The sequence below is a fragment of the Accumulibacter sp. genome (assembly GCF_023806565.1).
Lineage (GTDB): Bacteria > Pseudomonadota > Gammaproteobacteria > Burkholderiales > Rhodocyclaceae > Accumulibacter.
This window is the reverse complement of sequence record NZ_JAMTDV010000011.1, coordinates 1-21,879: the sequence shown is the minus strand read 5'-3', so window position 1 is coordinate 21,879 and position 21,879 is coordinate 1. Positions and strand designations below refer to the sequence as shown.

Sequence of the window (21,879 nt, the reverse complement as noted above, 5' to 3'; positions counted from 1 at the left end):
CCAGTGAGAGGCTGAGCAAGGCCACGATTCGACCGCAAATCCCTTGACGGTTTCCGAGCAGCGAAACAGAGCGAAAATTTTTCCCAACCTACGGAGACCGCACTCCATGTCGATCAAGAACCCAGTCATTGCGATCACCGGATCCTCCGGCGCCGGCACGACCTCGGTGACGCGCGCCTTCCAGCACATCTTTCGGCGCGAAAAACTCAACGCTGCGATCATCGAGGGCGACAGCTTCCATCGCTACGACCGTGCCGAGATGCGTGCAACGATGGCCGAACGAAGTCTCGCCGGCGACAACCATTTCAGTCATTTTGGCCCGGAGGCCAATCTGCTGAGCGAGTTGGAAGAACTGTTCCGGCAGTACGGCGAAACCGGCCGCGGCAGATGTCGCCACTATGTGCACGACGACGCCGAAGCCAAGTCATACGGATCACCGCCGGGCACCTTCACCGAGTGGGTGGATCTGCCGTCGGACACCGACCTGCTGTTCTACGAAGGTCTGCACGGAGCCGTGAAGACCGATACCATCAATATCGCCCGGCACGTCGATCTGTGCATTGGCGTGGTGCCGATCATCAACCTGGAATGGATTCAGAAGCTGCATCGCGACAAGGCGCAGCGCGGTTATTCGACCGAGGCGGTGATGGACACCATCCTGCGCAGGATGCCTGATTACGTCCACTACATCTGCCCGCAATTCTCCCAGACGCACGTCAATTTTCAGCGGGTACCGACGGTCGACACTTCGAATCCATTCATCGCCCAGGATATTCCGTCGCAGGACGAAAGCATGCTGGTGATCCGCTTTGCCAAACCGAAAGGGATCGATTTCGCCTATCTGCTGAGCATGTTGCATGACTCGTTCATGTCGCGACCGAACATCATCGTCTGCCCCGGCGGCAAGATGGGCCTGGCCATGCAAATCATTTTCACGCCGATGATCCTGCAGTTGATGGACAAGAAGCGGCGTTCGCGCTGAGACGTCGCCCCGACCCATTCCCGCGCCCCACCCAAGGAGACTTTCGTGCCCACCGAATCCCGCAAATTCCGCCGTCGTTGCGCCAACGCGCTGCGCTTTCTCGCCATAGACGCCGTGCAGGCGGCAAACTCGGGGCACCCCGGCATGCCGATGGGAATGGCGGACATCGCCGAAGTCCTCTGGCGTCGCCATCTCAAACACAATCCTGCCAATCCGCGGTGGGCCGACCGGGACCGCTTCGTTCTCTCCAACGGCCATGGATCGATGCTGATCTACGCGTTGCTGCATCTTTGCGGCTACGATCTGCCCACCGAGGAATTGAAGCGCTTCCGGCAACTGCATTCGAAAACTCCCGGACACCCCGAATTCGGCATGACTCCCGGCATCGAGACGACCACCGGGCCGCTGGGTCAGGGCCTCGCCAACGCAGTCGGCATGGCGCTCGCCGAACGGCTGCTTGCCGAGACCTTCAATCGCCCCGGACACAAGATCGTCGACCACTACACTTACGCCTTCGTTGGCGACGGTTGCCTGATGGAGGGCATTTCCCACGAGGCATGCTCGTTGGCCGGCCGCTTGTCACTGTCCAAGCTGATCGTCTTCTACGACGACAATGACATTTCAATCGACGGCCATGTGCAACCCTGGTTTGCCGACGATACGCCCAAACGATTCGAGGCCTATGGCTGGCGCGTGGTGGCACATTGCGACGGCCACGACGTCGATTCGATCGAGGCCGCCATACGCCTCGCCAGAACGGCTACCGGCCGGCCCACGCTGATCTGTTGCAAGACGATGATCGGTTTTGGATCGCCGAACAAGGGCGGCACGCACGACGTGCACGGTGCGCCACTTGGCAGCGACGAGATCGTCAACACGCGTCGCCAACTCGAATGGCCGTTTGCCGCCTTCGAAATCCCCGACGACGTGCGTGCCGGTTGGGACGCGCGCACCAGAGGAGAAGCTGCCGAATACGCATGGGACGCGAATTTCGCCGCCTATCGCAATCGCTACCCGGAGCTGGCGGATGACTTCGATCGCCGCATGCGGGGAGACCTGCCAAGCGACTGGCAGGATCACGTTGCCGCCTTGATGGAAGTCTTCGGGAAGCAGACCAGCGCCGTGGCGACGCGCAAGGCTTCGCAAAACGTGATCGAAGCCATTGCCCCCATATTGCCCGAGTTGCTCGGCGGCTCGGCCGATCTGACCGGATCGAACCTCACCAACTGGAGCGGGACCCGTCCCGCCAACCGGGAGGCCGGCGGAAATTACGTCAACTATGGGGTACGCGAATTCGGCATGACCGCGATTGCCAACGGCATCGCCCTGCACGGAGGTTTCATTCCGTACACCGCGACCTTCCTAGTCTTCTCCGATTATGCGCGCAACGCAATTCGCATGGCGTCTTTGATGAAACAGCGGCAGCTCATGATCTATTCTCACGATTCGATCGGCCTCGGCGAAGACGGCCCGACACATCAACCGATCGAGCATGCCGCTTCCCTGCGGCTGATCCCGGGTCTCGACGTCTGGCGCCCGGCCGATGCAGTGGAAACGGCTGTGGCATGGACCACTGCGCTGGAACGGCGCGACGGCCCATCCTGTCTGTTGCTCTCCCGTCAAAGTCTGCCTGCCCTGGCACGGAGCGCCGAGCAGACTGCCAACATCGCGCGCGGCGCGTACATATTGCGCGAAGCGGAGGGGCGAACGCCGGGGGTCGTGCTGATCGGTACCGGCTCCGAAGTCGCACTTCTCGTCGAGGCGCAAGCGATGCTGGGGCAGGAGGGCATTGCGGCACGAGTCGTCGCCATGCCTTGTACGCGACGGTTCGATCTCCAGCCAGTCTCCTACCGCCAGGAAGTGCTGCCGCCAACGATCCCGACGCTCGCCGTCGAGGCAGGGCACCCGGACCTCTGGCGGAAATACGTCGGGCCAAATGGCGCGGTGATCGGCATCGACCGTTTTGGTGAATCCGCGCCGGCTGCGGAACTGTACGCATACTTCGGCATCAACGTTGCAAGTATCGTTGGGCAAGCGCGCCGTCTGGTCGGCATCGCCTAAATCGTCCACCGGCACTGGCAGACATTCACCGGCGGACTTGGCGGGGTTGCCAGGAGTACTACCGGCCACCGATAGCGGAGCGGCCCGGCGCGCGCTTGCGCCAGGCGGCAGCTTGGCGCCAGGTCGGAGGTCGCTGATCGGGCAACAGGCAGCGACTGTCCGAACTGATACAGCAGATCATCATCGCCACCGCTTGCGCCCGCTTGTCCATTCCTGAATCACCCTGCCGATCGAGAATCATTGCTACACTCCTGTTCACTACACTACTTCTTCGCGTCTCGACCTGACGGTGCATCGCCCATGCTGCTCCCTCGTTCGCCAATCCATGGCTCGCTGACCCTTGTGCTCCTTCTCGCGGCCTGCGCCTCCGTCGACAAGCCACCTGCCGCGGACGATTCGGGAAAGGCAAAGGCACCGCAAGTGCAGGCCGCGCGGCAACCCGCGTATGGCGCGCGCCAGGGGAACGCGAAGCCGACGCCGTTTGCCGATGATGCAGCAAGGAGAACAGTCTATTTCCCGTTTGACGGTGCGACGATCGACAACGAAGGGGCAGAGATTCTGCGCCAGAACGCCCAGAAACTGAAAGAGGATCCGCAACTGGTGGTGGTACTCGTGGGACACACCGACAACCTCGGTAGCACGGCCTACAACCTGGCCGTCGCCGACAAGCGCACGGAGGTGGTGAGCGACCGGCTGCGCTCGCTGGGAGTGCCGAGAAATCAGATTCGCCGGCTGCCGATCGGCAGCGAACAAAGCAACAAAGTGAAATGCGACAGTGAAACCTGTCGTCGAACCATGCGACGAGTGGAACTGGTTTATGAGTGGCGCTGAGCGATGGCGCGATCGATCGACCTTGCGCCGCTACGCAGATGATGCGTCCAGCCAGTTGATCGGCACGCGCGTGTTCGCCCTCAACCGGCTTGCCGCCAAACGTTGCGACAATGAGTTTCGCGGATTCCCCAGGCGAACAGCGCCCCAAAGGCTGCCGTCCCGGCAAGCAGCAACAGGCCGGCGTGGAAGTCGTCTGACGTATATAGGCGCGCTCCGTTCGCCGTCAGTCCCCCCTGCCAAGTCCGGTCCATCACCCAGCCAACCAGTGGTTGCAGAATGGCCCCGGCGAGAAAACCACCCATGTTGGTCACGCTGGTCGACATACCGGAAAGCAGCGGGGGATTGAGCTCCTTGGCACAGGCCCAGGTCAGCGTGAAGCCGGCGGTGGTCAGCCCCATGAGTGCAAACAGCGAGTAACTCACGCTCAGGGGCAAAGTGCCTGCAAGCAGCCAGACCAGCCAGATCGCCACGTACAGGTGGCTGCTCAAGATCAGCACCGGTTTACGCCGGCCGAGACGATCGGAAAGCGTGCCGACAGACACACATCCGAGCGCGAAACCGGCAAAGTAAAGACTGACATGGTTGGCCGCGATCGCACGCGACATGCCATGCACCTGGGTGAGGAAAGGCGTCGCCCAGAGACCGGCAAAAGCGAAGAAGCTGCCGCTGATGCCGAAGTTGACGCAGACCCCCGGCCAGGTGTCCCGGTTCCTGAGCACCGACAGCAGACCGGAAAGCACTACCGTGCGGTCGAAGCGCGGCCGACCGGGAACGACCGCCGAGGCGGTTCCCGGCATGTCGACATCGCTGCGCAGCAAGCGCCAGCAGGCCAGGCCAAGCAACACCGAGAGTCCTGCCAGGCCGAGAAACACCGCTCGCCAGCCAGTGACCTGCGCCAGCCACGAGAGAGGCGCACCGGCCAGCACCGACCCCAGGTTGCCAACCAGCATGCTGACCCCAACCAGACTGGCGAAACGCCGCTCATCGAAAGAAAGGGCGATGATCTTGAGCATGGCGATGAAAGTCACCGAAACCCCCAGCCCGATCAGCGTCCTTCCCAGAATGGCCAGTTCGAAGCTGGGCGCCGTGCCGAACAGCAGGCTTCCACAACCACCGACGAGTCCGCCGAGGAGCAGAATCAGGCGCGGCCCGAGCGTGTCGACGAGAACACCCGTCGGCACCTGCATTACCGTATAGACGTAAAAGTAGGTCGCCGCGAGCACGCCCAGCGACGAAGCGGTGGTGTGGAACGCAGTGATGAGATCCTGGGCAATTCCAGCCGGCGCAAAGCGCTGGAAAAATGACAGGACGTAGGCAGCAACCACGACCGCCAGCGCCATCGTGCGCCGACGGTAATGGTGCCGCGTCAGCTCGCTCATTGCGACGTCGCGGACGCGGACAGCCCGGGCAAGCATGGCTCACACACAGGCCGTCGTCGGCTGCGCTTCACGACACTCCCCGGGCGCTCAAATCGCCAGCCAACGCCCTGTCAACCTTGAGGATATGGTTGACCAGCCAGTCGCGGATGAAACCCATCAGTTCGATCGAAATCGATCCGCCGGCCTCGAACTGACGTTTGAATTTCGAAACATCTTCGATCAACTGCCGATGCGCTTGTGCATGTGCTTCACGGTGCGCGTACTGGTGTTTCTCCATCAGTTTCTCTTCAAAGCCGAAGTGGTTGATCGTGTAATCGACGAGTTCGTCAAGAATCGTCCCGCACGCGGCTCGCCCCGCTCCGGTGCGCATGGCGTTGTTCAGCCGGTTGGCGATTTCGATCAGGATCTGGTGTTGGCGATCGATCTCGGAATGCCCGACGGCGAGAGCGGACGACCATTCCATCAGCGGCTTGGCCGCGCCCTCGGCACGCGCTGCCACTGGCACTCGCGTCTCGCCGAGTTCACCGATCCGGAAGCGCTGCACCATCAAGTACATCGCGGCCGACGCCTGCTCGAGATCAGCCGCCGATTGTAGCGACTGTTTGATCACGTTCTCGGTCTGACCGGAGGCGTGCATCACCGAATCGACGTTGTTGACGATGTCCTGGATGCGGCGCGTCTGCTCGCGCGTTGCCTGTGACAGTGCCTGCATCTTGCGCAGGGTGTCCTGCGCCTGCTGCTCGATCGCATGTAGAGTGTCGGCTGCCGAATTGGCCTGCGCAACGCCGCTGGAAATCACCGGTGCAGCCGCCTGCATGCCTTCGACGGCGCTTTCCGTGTCGCTCCGGATGCCCTGCAGGATGGCGCCGATCTCGCTCGTCGCGTTGCTGGTACGCTCGGCCAGTTTGCGCACCTCGTCGGCCACCACGGCAAAACCGCGCCCCTGCTCGCCGGCGCGCGCAGCTTCGATCGCTGCGTTGAGCGCCAGCAAATTGGTCTGGTCCGCGATTTCCTTGATCACCCTGGCCATCTTGCCGATCTCGCTGGTGCTCGCCACCAACTTCGACACCTGATCAGATGACGCCGAAACGGTATTGGCGATGGCCTGCATCTCGACTGCCACCCGCGCCGCCACTTCGGCTCCATCGTGGGCTCGTCTCGCCACTTCATGTGCCCCGCCCTCGGTCGCATGCACCAGGCCGTTGACCTCATCCACACTCGCCGAGACGTCGGTGATCGCCGAGCGGGTGTGTTGCACCGCGCCGGCCTGCACCTGGGTGGCCAAGTTGATCTCGTTGGATTCAGCCGACAAGCGCTCGATGCTGCCCTGTACCTTGCCAGCGTTGATGAAGATGGCACGCAGCATTTCCCGGAGGCTGTTCTGCATATGCGACAGGACAAACAGGACGCTGCTCCGGTCACCTGCCTGCAGCGGCACTTCCTGTGTCAGGTCGCCACCGGCAATCCGGCTCGACACAGCCAAAGCCAGGCGTGGCTCACCGCCGAACTCGCTGACGATGGCATTGCGAATCAGCCAGCTGGTAAGCAGCAAGAGACCGGTGGCGATGAGTGCAATGACGACGCAGCGGGTCGCCTGCTCCCGGAAAATCAGGTTTACGTCGTCGATGTAGATGCCCGAGCCAACGACCCAGCCCCAGGGCTCGAACTTGCGAACAAAGGACAATTTCGGAAACAGCTCGCTGCTGACACCACCTCCGGCCACTGGCTTTGGCCAGAGATATTCGACGTAACCCTCGCCGGCCTTGGCGACCACCTCGTTGAACCCGACGAAGAGGTTTTTCCCGTCGACGCTTACCCGTTCTCCCGCAACTCCGGCTTGCAGCGAGATCGCCTTGTTGAAGCGCGCCTCATCGAGCACCTTTCCGTCGAGCGCCGGCACGGTCGGATGCATCACCATTCTGGGCACCGGCTTTTCCAGGTTGTGAATCCAGAAGTACTCGGTATTGTCGTAACGCAGCCCTTTCACCGCTGCCATCGCCTGCGCCCGCGCTTCCTCCTCGGTCAGGTTACCCTTCTGCTGCTGGCCATGGAAATACTCCAGGACGGCGGTTGCCGTTTCGACCAGATGCCTTGTCTTCACCTGCCGATCCTCGTAGAGAAGGCTGTGCATCGCGGTCAGCGCTTGCCAGACGATCACCAGCATGGCCAGCAGCGCGAGGCCGGTCATCAGAACGAGTCGGTAGGTCAGGCTCAGACGCCGAAGTGCAGCCACCATGTCGGTCCCTCTTTATATTAAGGCGATGGGCGATGCTGGACCAATCCCGCCAAAGATGCAACAGGCTTCCGGCGCACGCTGCTGCGTGCCCAAGGACCAGATCGCGCTGCGCCGGACGCCGGTCACCCGTCGGCCCCGGTACGCCTTGCCCGGAGCCGCCGCACGCGCCGCTGCTTACATGCTGCGTCGGTACTGGCCACCGACTTCGTAGAGCGAACCGGTGATCTGCCCGAGCGAACAGACCCGAACAGCATCCACCAAGACCCCGAAGACGTTGCCGTTGTCGATCACCGTCTGCTTCAGACGTTCGATCATCGCACCGGAAGCGGGCGCGTTGCGCGTCTGGAAGCTCCGCAGCCGTGTCAGTTGCGACTGCTTTTCTTCGTCGGTCGACCGCGCCAGTTCGATCTCGATCTGCGCGTCGCCCTTGGGATTGCGGAAGGTATTGACACCGACGATCGGGAACGAGCCGTCGTGCTTCTTGTGTTCGTAATACAGCGACTCCTCCTGGATCTTGCCTCGCTGATAGCCGGTTTCCATCGCTCCGAGAACCCCGCCGCGCGCCGCAATGGCTTCGAACTCCTTGAGCACGGCTTCTTCGACCAGGTCGGTGAGTTCCTCGATGATGAACGATCCCTGGTTCGGATTCTCGTTCATCGCCAGCCCCCACTCGCGATTGATGATCAGCTGGATGGCCATCGCCCGACGAACGGACTCCTCGGTGGGCGTGGTGATCGCTTCGTCGTAGGCGTTGGTGTGCAGCGAGTTGCAGTTGTCGTAGATGGCGATCAGTGCCTGAAGCGTGGTGCGAATATCGTTGAATGCCATTTCCTGCGCATGCAGCGAACGGCCCGAAGTCTGGATGTGGTACTTCAGCTTCTGACTGCGCTCGTTGCCTCCGTACTTGTTCTTCATCGCAATCGCCCAGATGCGGCGAGCTACGCGGCCGATCACCGAATACTCGGGGTCCATGCCGTTGCTGAAGAAGAACGACAGATTGGGCGCGAAGTCGTCGATATGCATGCCGCGCGCCAGATAGGTTTCGACGTAGGTGAAACCGTTGGCCAGAGTAAACGCCAGTTGCGAGATCGGATTGGCACCTGCCTCGGCGATGTGGTAGCCGGAAATCGACACCGAGTAGAAGTTGCCAATGTCATTATGGACAAAGAACTCCTGGATGTCACCCATCATTTTGAGCGCGAATTCGGTCGAGAAGATGCAGGTATTCTGACCCTGATCCTCCTTGAGGATGTCCGCCTGGACCGTGCCTCGCAGGTTGGCCAGCACCCACGCGCGAATCTTCTGTGTTTCGTCTTCGGTCGGCTCGCGACCGTTGTCGGTGCGGAATTTCTCTACCTGCTGGTCGATCGCCGTATTGAAGAACATCGACAGGATGATTGGCGCCGGTCCGTTGATGGTCAGAGACACGGAAGTCGTCGGTGCGCAGAGGTCGAAGCCGTCGAACAATGCCTTCATGTCGTCCAGCGTCGCGATCGACACCCCGGAGTTGCCCACCTTCCCGTAAATGTCTGGCCTGGCGTCAGGGTCGCAGCCGTACAGGGTGACCGAATCGAAGGCCGTCGACAGCCTTTTTGCCGGCATTCCTTCGGAAACCTTCTTGAAGCGCCGGTTGGTGCGAAAGGCATCGCCTTCGCCGGCAAACATACGGGTCGGGTCCTCGTTCTCGCGTTTGAAAGCAAAAACTCCGGCGGTAAAGGGGAACGAACCCGGAACGTTCTCCTTCATCAGGAAGCGCAGCACTTCGCCATCGTCACGGTAGGTCGGCAGTGACACCTTGCGAATCCTGGACCCCGACAGCGAGGTATGAGTGAGCCGAGTGCGAATCTCCTTGTCGCGTATTTTCACAACGTACTCGTCCTGCGCGTACAGTTCAACGGTTTTCGGCCACATGTCGAGGAGTTTCCATGCCCGCGGATCGAGTTGCCGATCCTTCCATGCAATCAATTCGTCGAAATCGCCAGCCGGCTTGCCGCAGGCGACGAAAAGATCCCTGGCCGTTCGCAGCGACTGACGCTGACGAGCCATCTCGGCCTGCTCGGCGGTGTGCGTGTGGTAATTGCGCACCGCTTCGGCGATTTCAGCGAGGTAACGCACACGCTGCGGCGGTACGATCGCGCGCTGGTTCGACGACTGGCGAACGCCGACAGGCGGCAGCTTGCCCTTCTTCAGCTTCAGGCCAAGGGCATGCAGTTTCGGTGCCATGGCCTGATAGAGCGCAGTCACGCCGTCATCGTTGAAACGGGCCGCCATCGTGCCGAACACCGGCATCTCGTCCGGGCTCTGGCTGAACGCCTCGTGATTGCGCTGATACTGCTTGCGCACATCGCGTGCGGCATCCTCGGCACCCTTTCGGTCAAACTTGTTGATGGCCACGAAATCGGCGAAATCAAGCATGTCGATCTTCTCGAGCTGCGACGCTGCGCCAAATTCGGGGGTCATCACGTAGACCGAAACATCGACCAGCGGCACGATGGCGGCATTGCCCTGGCCGATTCCGGATGTCTCGACGATCACCAGATCGAATCCGGTAAGCTTGCACGCGGCGATCACCTCCGGCAGCGCGGCGGAGACTTCGGAACCGGTTTCCCGCGTCGCAAGCGAGCGCATGTAGATGTTGGGATGCTCGATCGCGTTCATGCGAATCCGGTCGCCCAACAGCGCGCCTCCCGTACGCTTACGCGAGGGATCGATCGAAATGATCGCCAGTCGGAGGCTGTCCCCCTGGTCGAGCCGGAAGCGGCGCACCAGTTCGTCGGTGAGCGACGACTTGCCCGCGCCGCCGGTACCGGTGATCCCGAGCGTCGGCACTTTCAGGCCAGCGGCGGCATGCGTCAGCTTTTTGCGCAGCGCTTCCGGGTACACACCGTTTTCCAGCGCCGTAATGATCTGTGCGAGCTTGCGGCGGTCACCGGCCTTCAGCGCCGCGAGGATTGCGTCCGGGTCCTGCGGCGCCAGCACCGACAGGTCGACGTCGGCGGTCGCCACGACCTCGTTGATCATCCCCTGCAAACCCATCGACTGCCCATCTTCTGGCGAATAGACGCGGGTGACCCCGTAGCGATGCAATTCCTCGATTTCGCTCGGCACGATGACGCCGCCACCACCGCCAAAGACCTTGATGTTCTCGCCACCGCCGGCTTTCAGCAGGTCGATCATGTACTTGAAGAATTCGACATGCCCACCTTGATACGAGGTGATGGCAATTCCCTGGACATCCTCCTGCAGCGCCGCGTTGACGATCTCCTGCACGGAGCGATTGTGGCCAAGGTGGATGACCTCGGCGCCAGTCGACTGCAAGATGCGCCGCATGATGTTGATCGACGCATCGTGCCCGTCGAACAGCGATGCAGCGGTGACGAAACGTACCTTGTGCTTGGGCTTGTAGGGCAAGAGCTTCTTGGCAATGGATAGGTCGGTCATGTCGTTTGCGCTCCACGAAATCGGAAAAGGTCACCACGAATTGCACAGGAAGACACATGGTAGAAAGTTGACGCCAATAAAGCCACTCCCCAAGACGCCGCTAACACTGTAAATATTGCCAACTTGGAATATCCTGTCAATACACGATCTTGCGAGAAGCCAGTGCCGTACCCTGAGAAGACCGCCACGCCACCGGCTGGAGCCACACGCGCAACCGTCGCCATGGCCTTCGTCCAGGGCATGCTCGCCGGTCTCCGTCATGCGGGGCGGGACCCAGCGCCACTCCTTGACCGTACCCACATTCCCAGGCAGATCCTCTGCGATCCGACAGCCCGCGTCCCTGTAGCCCGCTACGCGGACCTTTACAATCTGATCACGGACGAACTGGACGATGAAGGCTTTGGACTCTTTTCACTGCCGATGCGCAGCGGCACCTTCGAGTTCCTTTGTCGCAGCGTCGTCACCGCACCGACACTGGTGGACGCCATCGAACGCAGCATCCGTTTTCTGCGCCTGGTTTTGCCCGACCTCGCCGTCCGCCTCGAGAGCAACCCGGAGCAGGCTTTTCTGTGCATAGGAGAAAGTCGTCCGCTGCAGATTGGCCGCATTTTCGCTTTCGAGTGGCTGTTGCGACTGCTGCACGGACTTTTTTCCTGGCTGGTGGGACGCAGCATCGTCCTCGATTCGGTGGCTTTCCCTTATCCACGACCGCAACATGCCGACGACTACGCGCTGATCTATACCGCCGGCTCGACCTTTGATGCACCGGCACTGACCGCCGTGTTCGCCGCGAACTTCCTGGATCTGCCAGTTCGCCGTGACGAGGCCGCGCTGCTCGCGTTTCTCGACGGAGCACCTGGCAAGCTGACCATGCTGTATCGTCGCGACCGGGAGATGGTGCTGCGCGTACGCAATGCCTTGCGTGATGCGCTCCCGACTCCAGGTTCGCTCGGCGATGTCGCACAGACCCTGCATCTTTCGCCACGCACTTTGCATCGCCGACTGGCAGAGGAGGGATCGAGCTTTCAGGCGGTCAAGGATGCACTTCGCCGTGACTTGGCCATCAGCCGACTCGCCAAGACCAGAGAAGGGATCACGCAGATTGCCACCGAGCTGGGCTTCGCGGACAGTGCCGCCTTCTATCGCGCGTTCGTGCGATGGACCGGTATGTCTCCTGCACAATACCGCCGACGGCTGCACGGGACTGGCAATGGGCGACGCGAACGAGGCTCTCCGGGATAGCCGCCCTAGTGCGCGACGAAGGACCGCAGACGGGCGATCATCTTTCCACCATGAAGCGAGTCGCATCTTCCAGATCGGCTTGGGTGCTGCCCCGGTAGAGCGCATTGACGAACTTGCGCCAGATCAGATCGGGCTCGCCGAGTTCGAAGTCGTAGGCGCCGGGCTCCGCTTGCCGCCATGCAAAGACGTGTGTCTGCGACATTTCCCGCGGCCCCAGCTGAACGATGACCTCGCCCCAGACATTGATAGGGACGGGGGTTCTCGTGTGCGCCCGAAAACCGTAACGAGAGAGTTCGACGATGTCGAGCCGGACTCGGCTTTCGCTACCGTCGGACCCCAGAACCGAGAACCGCGCCGGACAGCGTACCGAAAACCGCCGGTGGCTCCTGTCTGCTGCATTTGCCTGGCTTTCCTCGGGAGCCGGCGGCAGTATCGCGCGGTACGCTGGCAGATCGTAAATGGTGTGCAACAACCTCTTCTTTCGATCGCTCAATTGCATGAAGACACTCGTACGCACATTGAAGAAGTGGTCGAGCAACCCGGGAGTCAGCACCGGATCGTTGGTGGTATAGAAACGGCGCTGCGGGAGTTTGATGTTGGGTAGCTTGACCTCGGTGAAAAACGCATAGAGGTTTTTCTTGGGCGGCTTCGACGCGTAGTGCTTCCGGAAAATCTCCGGGGCAGTACTCAAGTCCAGCGTGGCACCGACCGCTGGCGCACCATTCACGAAATCATAGTTTTCGACCACATTTTGCGTCAAACGCTTGAAAAAGAGCAGCGACTCGTACATCTCGATGTGACTGGGATTGACCGCAATCACCAAATGCCGAGTATCGAAGAAGGTTGTGCAATACTCGTACATGAACTTCATCAGGGGGAACAGAATGCTCCCGCCGGTGCGACGAAAGCGGCGGTGGATCGCCAGCGCCGATACCTCCGCGATGTTTCCCTTCTTTTCGCGCAGCGCCGACAAGTCGAAGATTCTCTGCAGCGGAAAGCCCAGCACGCTCTCCCTGATCAACGACAGCGTACCGACCACTTCGCCATCATACTTCGCGCATAACGTCGTGGTCGTCGGCAGCGCATGGTAAATGGTGACGCGCATCCCGGAAGGATCGGGTTTCATGAACTTGCTGGCGACGTATGCATCATGCAGCAGAGTGAAACACGCCTCGAGTTCCTCCTGCGTTTCGGCGATTTTCAGCTCAAGGCTCGCGTTCGGGGCGGGATCGCAATCAACGAAATTGCGGTAGACGGCGAAGCGCCTCTCTCGCGGGAGAACGTTGAACAGCTTTCTCAGCGTCCCGCCCAGCAGCCTTCGCACCGGCAGGACTAGTTTTCTGATCATCACCATCCCCTCAGCAAACGACCGCCCGAAAGGCCCGTGCCTGCTCCCAAATGGTCGGGACAAGCCCATCACCGCTTCAGGCGGTGGTGGAGTCCGAAAGCGTATACTGCACCCAAATCCTCAACCAAGGGGCAAAACCTTGCCACCACGCCTTCCAGACTTCGGCCCTGCACCAGGCAAACGCTCGGCCGTCCAAGTCCGCCGTGTGCGGTACATCAGTAGGGCGCGCCACTCGCAGATTCTTCCCGAGCAATCAGCTGTTCTTCCGCCACCTCGTGCCAAGCAGGGCGACCTTGTTCACCTCGGTCAATGACGAAAACAATGGTACATAGTTCCGCCGGAGTACAGGAAGGCGCGGGGAGCAGAGGCACCGCCAGCCATGTCGGCATTGCCCGCGACTTGGCCGGTGGCGTTGAAGCCTTGGGCGCGGCTTTCGGTCCCACCCAAGGTACCCAAGTCTGTCAATGCGCCCGCGGATTAAAGAAATGCGTGGATGACACCAGTAGCCATGCCTGCGTAGCCCGTGATCTGCCGGCTGCTGTTTATGGCTAGGCCGATGGTGTTTAGGCTGCCCGGTAACGTGCCAAGGTCGACCGCAGTGTACATTGGCACTGCGGCGGCCATGACTGGCAGACACACAGCGATGACGGCGAAAAAGCCACTTTTGAACCTTGGCATTGCCCGACGAACGTTCATGACGATCTTTGTCGAGGCATCAAGGCGCGGCCAAGCGCCGGGGCTCTTGTGACTGACACAGAAACCGCAGGTTGATGCTTTACCGTTTCACGATATGCCTTGCAGGCGCACGAGAAATGATGGCCAAGAATCCGGCTTGACTACGGCAAATGTAACGCGGGCGCAATCCTTGAAAAACCAAATTCTTTGGAGCGTGCGCTAATCGTTTGATTTATTGGTGGTGATGGGTGGAATTGAACCACCGACCTATGGGTTATGAATCCATCGCTCTAACCGACTGAGCTACATCACCTTAGGACGATCGATTATAGGGCGCTAGCAAGGCCCTGGTCAAGCTGCCAGCGGCCCGCCCGGAGGCAATCGAAAGGAGCATTTGGACGTCCCCTTGCCCATCGCGTGTTTGCCAGCGAAGCGATCCTGACGGGCGTCACGCGAATTCACATGAGGACGATGTCGTACTGCTCCTGTGAATAGCTGGGTTCGGCCTGCAGCGAAATCGGCTTGCCGATGAAGTCGGAGAGCATGGCCAGCCCCTGCGACTCCTCGTCGAGGAAGCGGTCGATCACCGCCTGACTGCCGAGCACGCGGTATTCGCGCGCGTTGAACTGGCGGGCTTCGCGCAGGAGTTCGCGGAGAATCTCGTAACAAACGGTGCGCGCCGTCCTGACCTCGCCACGCCCGCCACAGGTCGGGCATTCCTCGCACAAGACGTGGGCAAGCGATTCGCGCGTCCGCTTGCGGGTCATTTCGACCAGGCCGAGGGCGGTGAAGCCATTTACCGTGAGGCGCGTGTGATCGCGCGCCAGGGCCTTGTTGAACTCGCTGAGCACGGCTGCCCGGTGTTCCTCGTTCTCCATGTCGATGAAATCGATGATGATGATGCCGCCGAGGTTGCGCAGGCGAAGCTGGCGCGCGATCGTCTGCGCCGCTTCGAGGTTGGTCTTGAAGATCGTGTCGTCGAAGTTGCGCACGCCGACGAAACCGCCGGTGTTGACGTCGATGGTGGTCATCGCCTCGGTCTGGTCGATGATCAGATAACCCCCCGATTTCAGATCGACGCGGCGGGCGAGCGCTTTCTGAATCTCGTCTTCGACGCCATGCAGGTCGAAAAGCGGCCTTTCCCCGACGTAATGTTCGAGCAGAGGTGCGACCGTTGGCGTGTATTCGGCGGCAAAGATCGTGAGCCGCTGAAAATTCTCGCGCGAATCGATGACGATGCGCGCGGTCTCGGGGTTCACGAAATCGCGCAGCACACGTTGCGCCAGCGACAGTTCCTGGTAGAGCAGCGCTGGCGGCGCCGCAGTCGTCGACTGGGTCTGGATGTCTCGCCAGAGCTTGCGCAGGTATTCGATGTCCTTGGCCAGCTCGGCTTCGGTCGCGCTCTCTGCCATGGTACGGACGATGAAGCCTCCGGGTTCGTCTCCGGGCACCAGGCGGCCCAGCTTTTCGCGCAGCGCTTCGCGTTCCGACTCCCGCTCGATGCGCTGCGAGATTCCAATGTGCTTGTCCTGCGGGAGATAGACCAGCATGCGCCCGGCAATCGAGACCTGCGTAGATAGGCGCGCGCCCTTCGTGCCCATCGGATCCTTGATCACCTGCACCAGGATGCTTTGCCCCTCGAAGAGCAGGCGCTCGATCGGCCGCAGCGGTTCGTCGCTGGGGCGCGGCTCGCGAATGTCCGCGACGTGCAGGAAAGCGGTACGACCCAGGCCGATGTCGATGAACGCCGACTGCATGCCGGGCAGGATGCGAACGATGCGCCCAACGTAGATATTGCCGACGAAGCCGCGACTTGCGCTACGCTCGATGTGCAGTTCCTGCGCGACGCCCTGGTGCATGACGGCAACGCGCGTTTCCTGCGGCGTGAAATTGATCAGTATCTCTTCGGACATGGCGAGTCGATAGGGAGAATGGGAGTAAGATTCCGCGTCGCCGCATTCTACCCCGTCCCGCACCTTCTCCGGATGTCCGCCGTCGCCGCCCTGCCCGCTCCCGAATTACTCGCCCCCGCAGGGTCGCTGGCGATGCTGCGAGCTGCCATCGCCTTCGGTGCGGACGCAATCTACGCCGGCCAGCCGCGCTACAGCCTGCGCGTGCGCAACAACGATTTCGGCGATCTCGTCGCACTCGGCAACGCCATCGACGAGGCACACGCTGCCGGCAGGAAACTCTACGTGGTCAGCAACGTCCTGCCGCACAACCGCAAGGTCCGCAGCTACCTGAAGGACATGACGCCGGTCCTTGCCCTCGGACCGGATGCACTGATCATGGCCGATCCCGGACTGATCGATGTGGTTCGCGAGAAGTGGCCCGAATTGCCGATCCACCTGTCGGTGCAGGCGAATACCGTCAACTTCGCTGCGGTGCGCTTCTGGCGAAAACTGGGGATCAGACGGGTCATCCTTTCCCGCGAGCTGTCGCTCGACGAGGTCGCCGAGATTCGCCAGGAGTGCCCCGATATCGAGCTTGAAGTGTTCGTCCATGGCGCATTGTGCATCGCTTATTCGGGCCGCTGCCTGTTGTCCGGGTACTTCAATCATCGAGATCCCAATCAGGGAACGTGCACCAACTCGTGCCGCTGGGATTACCGCCTGATGCCGGCGGAAGCCGATGCGACCGGCGACCTGTACGTCGCCGCGGCGCCAGTCCGGCACTCCGGCGCGAGCGACTGGCTGCTCGAAGAGAGGCAGCGTCCGGGCGAACTGATGCCGATCGACGAAGACGAGCACGGCAGCTACATCATGAACTCGAAGGATCTGCGGGCAGTCGAACACGTTCGCCGTCTGTGCGAAATCGGCGTCGATTCGCTGAAGATCGAGGGACGCACCAAGTCACCCTACTACGTCGCGCGCACGACCCAGGTCTATCGTCGCGCGATCGACGACGCCGTTGCCGGGCTCCCCTTCGATCCGGCACTGCTCGGTGAACTTGAAGGACTGGCCAATCGCGGCTACACCGACGGTTTCTACCAGCGTCACCATGAGCATGAACTGCAGAATTACCTGCGCGGCCACTCGGAATCGGGGCGAAGCCTCTACGTCGGCGACGTGCTGGCCTGGGACGCGCCGGGCGAACGGGCGCTGATCGAGGTGAAGAACCGCTTTTCGGTGGGTGATCGTATCGAAATCATCCATCCTTCGGGTAACCGGCAATGCACGATCGAACGGATACAAAACCTCGACGGGGCCGAGATCGGCGTCGCACCCGGCAACGGCCATCGGGTTTGGATTCCCCTGCCGACCGACCTGCCGGGAGCGATGCTGGCCCGCTTCGTCTGAGACGCGGAGCAGCAATGCAGGAACCCCACCTCTTCGTCGACGTGTCGGCGCACGGCTTCGGCCATCTGGCGCAAGTGGCACCGGTACTCGACGTCCTCACCGGCCGGCTGCCCGGACTGCGCCTCACAATACGCAGCGGTTTGCCGACCGATACGTTGCAGGCCCGCGTTCGGTCTGGCTTTACGCGCCTCGCTGGCAGCAGCGATTTCGGCTACGTCATGCTCGATTCGATGCGCGTCGATCTGGCTGCGACCGCCCATGCCTATCGCCGGCAGCATGCCGACTGGGAACACCGGGTCGATCTGGAAGCGGCCCTCCTCGCCGAACTCAAGCCGGACCTGGTTTTCAGCGACGTCGCTTATTTGCCGCTGGCCGGAGCGGCACGGGCGGGCATTCCCTCGCTGGCGATGTGCTCGCTCAACTGGGCCGAGCTCTTTGCGCATTTCTTCGGTGGCGAGCGCTGGGCGGCGACGATTCATCGTCAGATGCTGGCCGCTTATCAGAGCGCCGAATGCTTCCTGCGGCTGACTCCCGGCATGGCCATGGCCGACCTGCCGCGCCTGCGCCCGATCGGTCCGGTGGCCGGTGTCGGCAACGACTGCCGGCAGGCCGTGCGTGCGCAGTTGCAGTGTGATGAGGACAATCGACTGGTACTGATCGCGTTCGGCGGCATTGCTCAACGACTGCCGATCGCCGACTGGCCGCCCATTCCGGGAGTACGCTGGCTCGTCCCGCAGGACTGGGCACTCGCGCATCCGGCCGCCAGCGCCTTCGAACCGCTCGGTCGACCGCTGATCGATCTGCTGCGATCAGTAGACGCCGTAGTCGGCAAACCCGGTTACGGCACCTTCGCCGAGGCGGCCTGCAATGGTACGCCCATCCTCTACGTGCGACGCGACGAGTGGCCGGAACAGGATTGTCTGATCGATTGGCTGCACGACCATGCCCGCTGCCGCGAAATCAGCCAGGCCGACCTGCTCGCGGGGCGTCTGGGTGAAGCACTGGCGGCCCTGTGGCAACAGGCAGCGCCGCCGGTTCCCAGCCCGTCCGGCGCGGCCGAAGCGGCGGCCGCGCTGCTGCCGTGGCTGCGCAGATCGCTGCCATGAACGAGGTGCCGGACCAGCCGCCGGAGACACGGCCGCAATGGACTGCGCCCTTCCCTTATGGGTACCAACTCGTCAGACCGGGGAAGATTTGTCCAAATTCCGGATATCCTGCGACAATCATTCGCCAGATCAATTGGACGAGTGAAAACGATGCCAGCCAAACCGCATAGTGACCTGCCAACGCTTGATGACCAACTGAGTTGGGGCGAGGAACTCGACGAACTGTGCGCGCACATCATGGGCTGCCACCCACCTCATGTCTTCGGCGTGCAGGGGGACTGGGGTTCGGGCAAGACCAGTTTCATGCGCCAGTTGCAGTGGCGTCTCGGCGGAGATCCGTCGCCGGACGATGGCTCAGTCGCTGACGCTGATCGCGTCGTCGAGACGGAGGAGCGAAAGAAGGAGCGCGAGAAGAAGCGCGGGGAAATCGCTACTGTCTGGTTCGAAGCATGGCGCTACCAGAACGAAGCGGCGCCGGTTGTCGCGCTGCTGCACGAGATGCGCCGCCAACTGTCGTTTGCTCCAGCCGTGAAGTAACAGTTGAAAAAGCTCGGCGAAGTAGCCGGCCGCTACATCCTGAGTGCCCTGGGGGACGCAGCCAAGACGATAGGCGCCGAGGTGCCGGTTCCCAATGCCGACCGGATCGAGAGCATAGGCGAGAAGTGGGAAAAGGCGAACCTCGCCGAAAAGCTGTCGACCGATTCGATCCGCGGCTTCCTGAACGAAACGATCAAGAGTTTGTTGCCCGACGGGGATGGTGCGCGACTGGTCGTCTTCATTGATGACCTCGATCGCTGCAACTCGACGGCAGCGTTTCGCCTGCTCGAGGGATTGAAGATTTATCTCAATGTTCCGCGCTGCGTCTTTGTTATCGGAATGAACGAGCAAGCGCTGGTGGATGCCATCAGCAAGGAACTGGCAGTAGCCAAGGAAACTTCCCCAGCCGTCGTGCACCTGCGCGCGGCGCACTATCTCGAGAAGATTTGCACCAACATCTTTCGCTTGCCGCCGCCGCCCGATCCATTGCTCCATCTGGCCCATTGGCTCGATGTCGCCCCCGAGCAGAAGCTGGCCCTGCAATTGGCGCTCGGCAGCCTCGCTTGTCTGCCGCCGAACCCTCGCCGCCTCAAGGCGCTTGCCAACCAAGTGTTGCGCTTTGCCGAGCGAGCGAAGTGGCCGGCCGAGACCGAAGCGCAGGAAGCGTATTCGGTGCGAGTGCTCGTCGCTGCATACGTTTACCAGTTCCACCGGGACCTGTGGGAGCGCTGGTGTTTCCAGCCGCGCTTTTGGGACGAAATCAAGGCGTGGTGCTGCGGCGATATTCAGGAAGTTTCCTTCGCCGAAGAGTCCTTACCAAGAGCGCCGTTCCCGCAACGGCGCCCGCCGGAGTGGATTGGTGCGCTACGCTTGCCTGAAACACGATTGCCGGGGCAAGGCGAAGGCGAACCGTGGCAATCGAACTACCCGGATCCCAACGCCATCGAGATTTTCTGGATCGCTCCACTGGTGCGTGAAAAACGCGATGTTCTGGTGGAAAGGGATTTCATTCCTTTGCTCAAGCGGCGCGCAAGCACGACGACAGGAAGCACGGCATGAGCACCGCGCAGACGCTGAAACCTCTGTGGGATGACTTGAGTCTGCGCCGCTACCTGAGTGAAGTGGCGACACGGATGGGGACGGTCGAGATCCTCGCGCTCGACAGCATGCGGGACCTGCCGCGGATCCGCATCGAGACGATCTACGTGCCCCCGTTGCTGGCCGCACAACAGGTGAATCCCGAGAGCGACCTGAGCAATTGGCCGCAAGGACAGAGCCTGCTCGATGCGCTGGAAGAGCATCGCCGCCTGGTCGTCCTCGGCGACCCCGGTGGCGGCAAGACGACGCTCGCCAACTGGTTGGCGTGGCGCTTGTCTGCCGGGCTTTCGACGCCGCTGCCGGCATTCCTGGAAGATCGCGTGCCGCTGCCCTGCCTCTTGCGCGAGCTGTCACCGGAAGTCTTTGCCGAGAACGTCCCGCTCACTGGTCTCGTTGCACCCATTGCGCAACGCCTGCTCGGCGAAAGGACGAGCGAAGAACTGAAGGCCAATCTGCGTGCCAGAGTCGAAGCAGGAAAATACGTTCTCATCCTCGACGGTGTCGATGAGATTCCGGTGGCGGCGCGTAAAGTCGTGCAGGCTTGGGTCAGGGAGGCGAGCCTGCAAGACGCCTGTGTTCTTGCCACCTCACGCATCGTCGGCTATGACGACCTGCCAATCGACAGAAACGAGTTTCCTTTTGGACGAAGTCCAGAAAGAGTTGGCGAGTACGGATTCGGGTTGGAGCTGCAGCGGCCGAGGGTGTTCGGCACCGCTGCTTTTCACTCGGTAATGGCCAAGCCCGCGAATCTATCGATCAGCGCGCGGGAGCTGCTGCTGCTGGAGGAACTCAGGCGGACTAGCCTGCTGGCGGAGCTAGAGTCGCGTGTCGAGGAGTCCACGCTGCGTAGCCCGCTTGCGAAGTGGAAACCGCAAGTCGATGAGTGGACTCATCGCAACCGAATGCCGGACAACGAGCGTGGCGGGACGTCTGGCGTGGACAAGCCGCGCATCGATTTTGACGAAGAATGGCTGGTTCTGGGCAAAGCCCTGGCGGAGCGTCACCAGCCTGCCACCTGGGCTGTCCGCCGCTACCTGATGCCCTTCGACGACGCGCGGATCGCAGCATTCGCGACCAACTGGTATAGCCAACGTTGCCGCTCCGAAATCGAAGCGCGCGCCAAGGCGGCCGACCTGGTGGCATCGGTGTCGCGTCATGCCATCACCCTGCACTTGGCGCGTACGCCCAACCTGCTGACGCTGATGGCGGTAGTGCATCGCGAGCGTGCCGATCTGCCGGACGGAAAGGCCTTGCTCTACGACGAAATCGCCAATGCGTATATCAACACGATCGACAGCGGCCGCAAACTGGCCCCCGGACCGGACCGCCTCGCGCACCATGGGTGGAAGGAACGCAAGGGCTGGCTGGCCTATGTCGGCTTCCAGATGCAGGTACGGCGCTCCGAGGGCGACCAACAATCGGGGATTCTCGTGTCGGAAAGCGAAGTCTGCGGCTGGCTGGCGGAGAGAATGGAGAAATCCGGAATCGCCGAGGCGGGTGCGGCCGCACGCGATTACCTTGGCTGGGTGGCACGGCGCAGCGGCCTCCTGCTGCCACGCGGCGAGGGCCTCTATGCCTTCGTACACTTGGGAGCCTAGCAAAAATAAGTTGAACATTTACTGTTGCACGGCGTTGTGATGAGGT

At 61.6% G+C, this 21,879-nt stretch carries 15 protein-coding genes and 1 tRNA gene; 9 read left to right on the top strand and 7 right to left on the bottom strand.

Features of this window, described 5'->3' with window-relative positions; all coding sequences use genetic code 11:
* The first annotated feature begins 106 nt into the window (after positions 1-106).
* From NFV80_RS00955 to NFV80_RS00945, 3 genes are all read left to right on the top strand, one after another.
* On the top strand, positions 107-982 hold the full coding sequence (locus tag NFV80_RS00955) for a phosphoribulokinase (protein ID WP_295325686.1): 876 nt from the start codon (positions 107-109) through the stop codon (positions 980-982).
* Between the two features lie 45 nt (positions 983-1,027).
* On the top strand, positions 1,028-3,043 hold the full coding sequence (tkt, locus tag NFV80_RS00950; protein WP_295325685.1) for a transketolase: 2,016 nt from the start codon (positions 1,028-1,030) through the stop codon (positions 3,041-3,043).
* A gap of 420 nt (positions 3,044-3,463) precedes the next feature.
* On the top strand, positions 3,464-3,874 hold the full coding sequence (locus NFV80_RS00945; RefSeq protein WP_295325682.1) for an OmpA family protein: 411 nt from the start codon (positions 3,464-3,466) through the stop codon (positions 3,872-3,874).
* An 80-nt stretch (positions 3,875-3,954) separates the two neighbouring features.
* On the opposite strand, the gene NFV80_RS00940 is transcribed toward NFV80_RS00945, so the two are convergent.
* From NFV80_RS00940 to icmF, 3 genes are all read right to left on the bottom strand, one after another.
* Entirely contained in the window at positions 3,955-5,253 is a 1,299-nt protein-coding gene (locus NFV80_RS00940; protein ID WP_295325680.1) for an MFS transporter, read from the bottom strand.
* A gap of 67 nt (positions 5,254-5,320) precedes the next feature.
* Positions 5,321-7,489 (bottom strand): bacteriohemerythrin, encoded by a 2,169-nt coding sequence (locus tag NFV80_RS00935; RefSeq protein ID WP_295325677.1) that lies wholly within the window; start codon positions 7,487-7,489, stop codon positions 5,321-5,323.
* Positions 7,490-7,663: 174 nt separating this feature from the next.
* Positions 7,664-10,930, bottom strand: coding sequence for a fused isobutyryl-CoA mutase/GTPase IcmF (gene icmF / locus NFV80_RS00930; protein WP_295325674.1), 3,267 nt, complete (start codon positions 10,928-10,930; stop codon positions 7,664-7,666).
* Between the two features lie 222 nt (positions 10,931-11,152).
* Here icmF and NFV80_RS00925 point away from each other — a divergent pair, with 222 nt between their 5' ends.
* Complete coding sequence (locus NFV80_RS00925; protein ID WP_295325742.1) at positions 11,153-12,172, top strand: AraC family transcriptional regulator; 1,020 nt, start codon at positions 11,153-11,155, stop codon at positions 12,170-12,172.
* A gap of 37 nt (positions 12,173-12,209) precedes the next feature.
* On the opposite strand, the gene NFV80_RS00920 is transcribed toward NFV80_RS00925, so the two are convergent.
* The 4 genes from NFV80_RS00920 to rng form a co-directional block, all read right to left on the bottom strand.
* The gene (locus NFV80_RS00920) at positions 12,210-13,520 is read right to left on the bottom strand and encodes a hypothetical protein (protein ID WP_295325672.1); all 1,311 of its coding nucleotides are present in this window, start codon (positions 13,518-13,520) and stop codon (positions 12,210-12,212) included.
* Between the two features lie 306 nt (positions 13,521-13,826).
* Positions 13,827-13,967, bottom strand: a complete 141-nt coding sequence (locus NFV80_RS17395) for a hypothetical protein (RefSeq protein ID WP_366143380.1) — start codon at positions 13,965-13,967, stop codon at positions 13,827-13,829.
* Positions 13,968-14,431: 464 nt separating this feature from the next.
* Positions 14,432-14,508, bottom strand: a tRNA-Met gene (locus NFV80_RS00915).
* A gap of 145 nt (positions 14,509-14,653) precedes the next feature.
* Positions 14,654-16,108 (bottom strand): ribonuclease G, encoded by a 1,455-nt coding sequence (rng, locus tag NFV80_RS00910; protein ID WP_295325669.1) that lies wholly within the window; start codon positions 16,106-16,108, stop codon positions 14,654-14,656.
* A gap of 72 nt (positions 16,109-16,180) precedes the next feature.
* Between rng and yegQ the strand changes: the two genes are divergently transcribed.
* The 5 genes from yegQ to NFV80_RS00885 all read left to right on the top strand — a co-directional run bounded on the left by yegQ (position 16,181) and on the right by NFV80_RS00885 (position 21,833).
* A complete protein-coding gene (gene yegQ, locus NFV80_RS00905; RefSeq protein ID WP_295325740.1) occupies positions 16,181-17,494 on the top strand; it encodes a tRNA 5-hydroxyuridine modification protein YegQ in 1,314 nt (437 codons plus the stop codon).
* Between the two features lie 14 nt (positions 17,495-17,508).
* A complete protein-coding gene (locus NFV80_RS00900; protein ID WP_296757527.1) occupies positions 17,509-18,600 on the top strand; it encodes a hypothetical protein in 1,092 nt (363 codons plus the stop codon).
* A gap of 150 nt (positions 18,601-18,750) precedes the next feature.
* Positions 18,751-19,137, top strand: coding sequence for a P-loop NTPase fold protein (locus tag NFV80_RS00895; RefSeq protein ID WP_295329071.1), 387 nt, complete (start codon positions 18,751-18,753; stop codon positions 19,135-19,137).
* 3 nt (positions 19,138-19,140) lie between these two features.
* Positions 19,141-20,196, top strand: a complete 1,056-nt coding sequence (locus NFV80_RS00890) for a P-loop NTPase fold protein (protein ID WP_295329069.1) — start codon at positions 19,141-19,143, stop codon at positions 20,194-20,196.
* Positions 20,193-21,833, top strand: a complete 1,641-nt coding sequence (locus NFV80_RS00885) for an NACHT domain-containing protein (RefSeq protein ID WP_296757524.1) — start codon at positions 20,193-20,195, stop codon at positions 21,831-21,833. The genes NFV80_RS00890 and NFV80_RS00885 overlap by 4 nt, the downstream gene beginning before the upstream one ends.
* Positions 21,834-21,879 lie beyond the last annotated feature (46 nt).

Bases quoted from the DNA above. Each gene is read 5' to 3' on its own strand.
- NFV80_RS00955 (WP_295325686.1), top strand. From the start codon at position 107: ATGTCGATCAAGAACCCAGTCATTGCGATCACCGGATCCTCCGGCGCC.
- NFV80_RS00940 (WP_295325680.1), bottom strand. From the start codon at position 5,253: ATGAGCGAGCTGACGCGGCACCATTACCGTCGGCGCACGATGGCGCTG.
- NFV80_RS00935 (WP_295325677.1), bottom strand. From the start codon at position 7,489: ATGGTGGCTGCACTTCGGCGTCTGAGCCTGACCTACCGACTCGTTCTG.
- icmF (WP_295325674.1), bottom strand. From the start codon at position 10,930: ATGACCGACCTATCCATTGCCAAGAAGCTCTTGCCCTACAAGCCCAAG.
- NFV80_RS00925 (WP_295325742.1), top strand. From the start codon at position 11,153: ATGGCCTTCGTCCAGGGCATGCTCGCCGGTCTCCGTCATGCGGGGCGG.
- NFV80_RS00920 (WP_295325672.1), bottom strand. From the start codon at position 13,520: ATGATCAGAAAACTAGTCCTGCCGGTGCGAAGGCTGCTGGGCGGGACG.
- rng (WP_295325669.1), bottom strand. From the start codon at position 16,108: ATGTCCGAAGAGATACTGATCAATTTCACGCCGCAGGAAACGCGCGTT.
- yegQ (WP_295325740.1), top strand. From the start codon at position 16,181: ATGTCCGCCGTCGCCGCCCTGCCCGCTCCCGAATTACTCGCCCCCGCA.
- NFV80_RS00900 (WP_296757527.1), top strand. From the start codon at position 17,509: ATGCAGGAACCCCACCTCTTCGTCGACGTGTCGGCGCACGGCTTCGGC.
- NFV80_RS00895 (WP_295329071.1), top strand. From the start codon at position 18,751: ATGCCAGCCAAACCGCATAGTGACCTGCCAACGCTTGATGACCAACTG.
- NFV80_RS00885 (WP_296757524.1), top strand. From the start codon at position 20,193: ATGAGCACCGCGCAGACGCTGAAACCTCTGTGGGATGACTTGAGTCTG.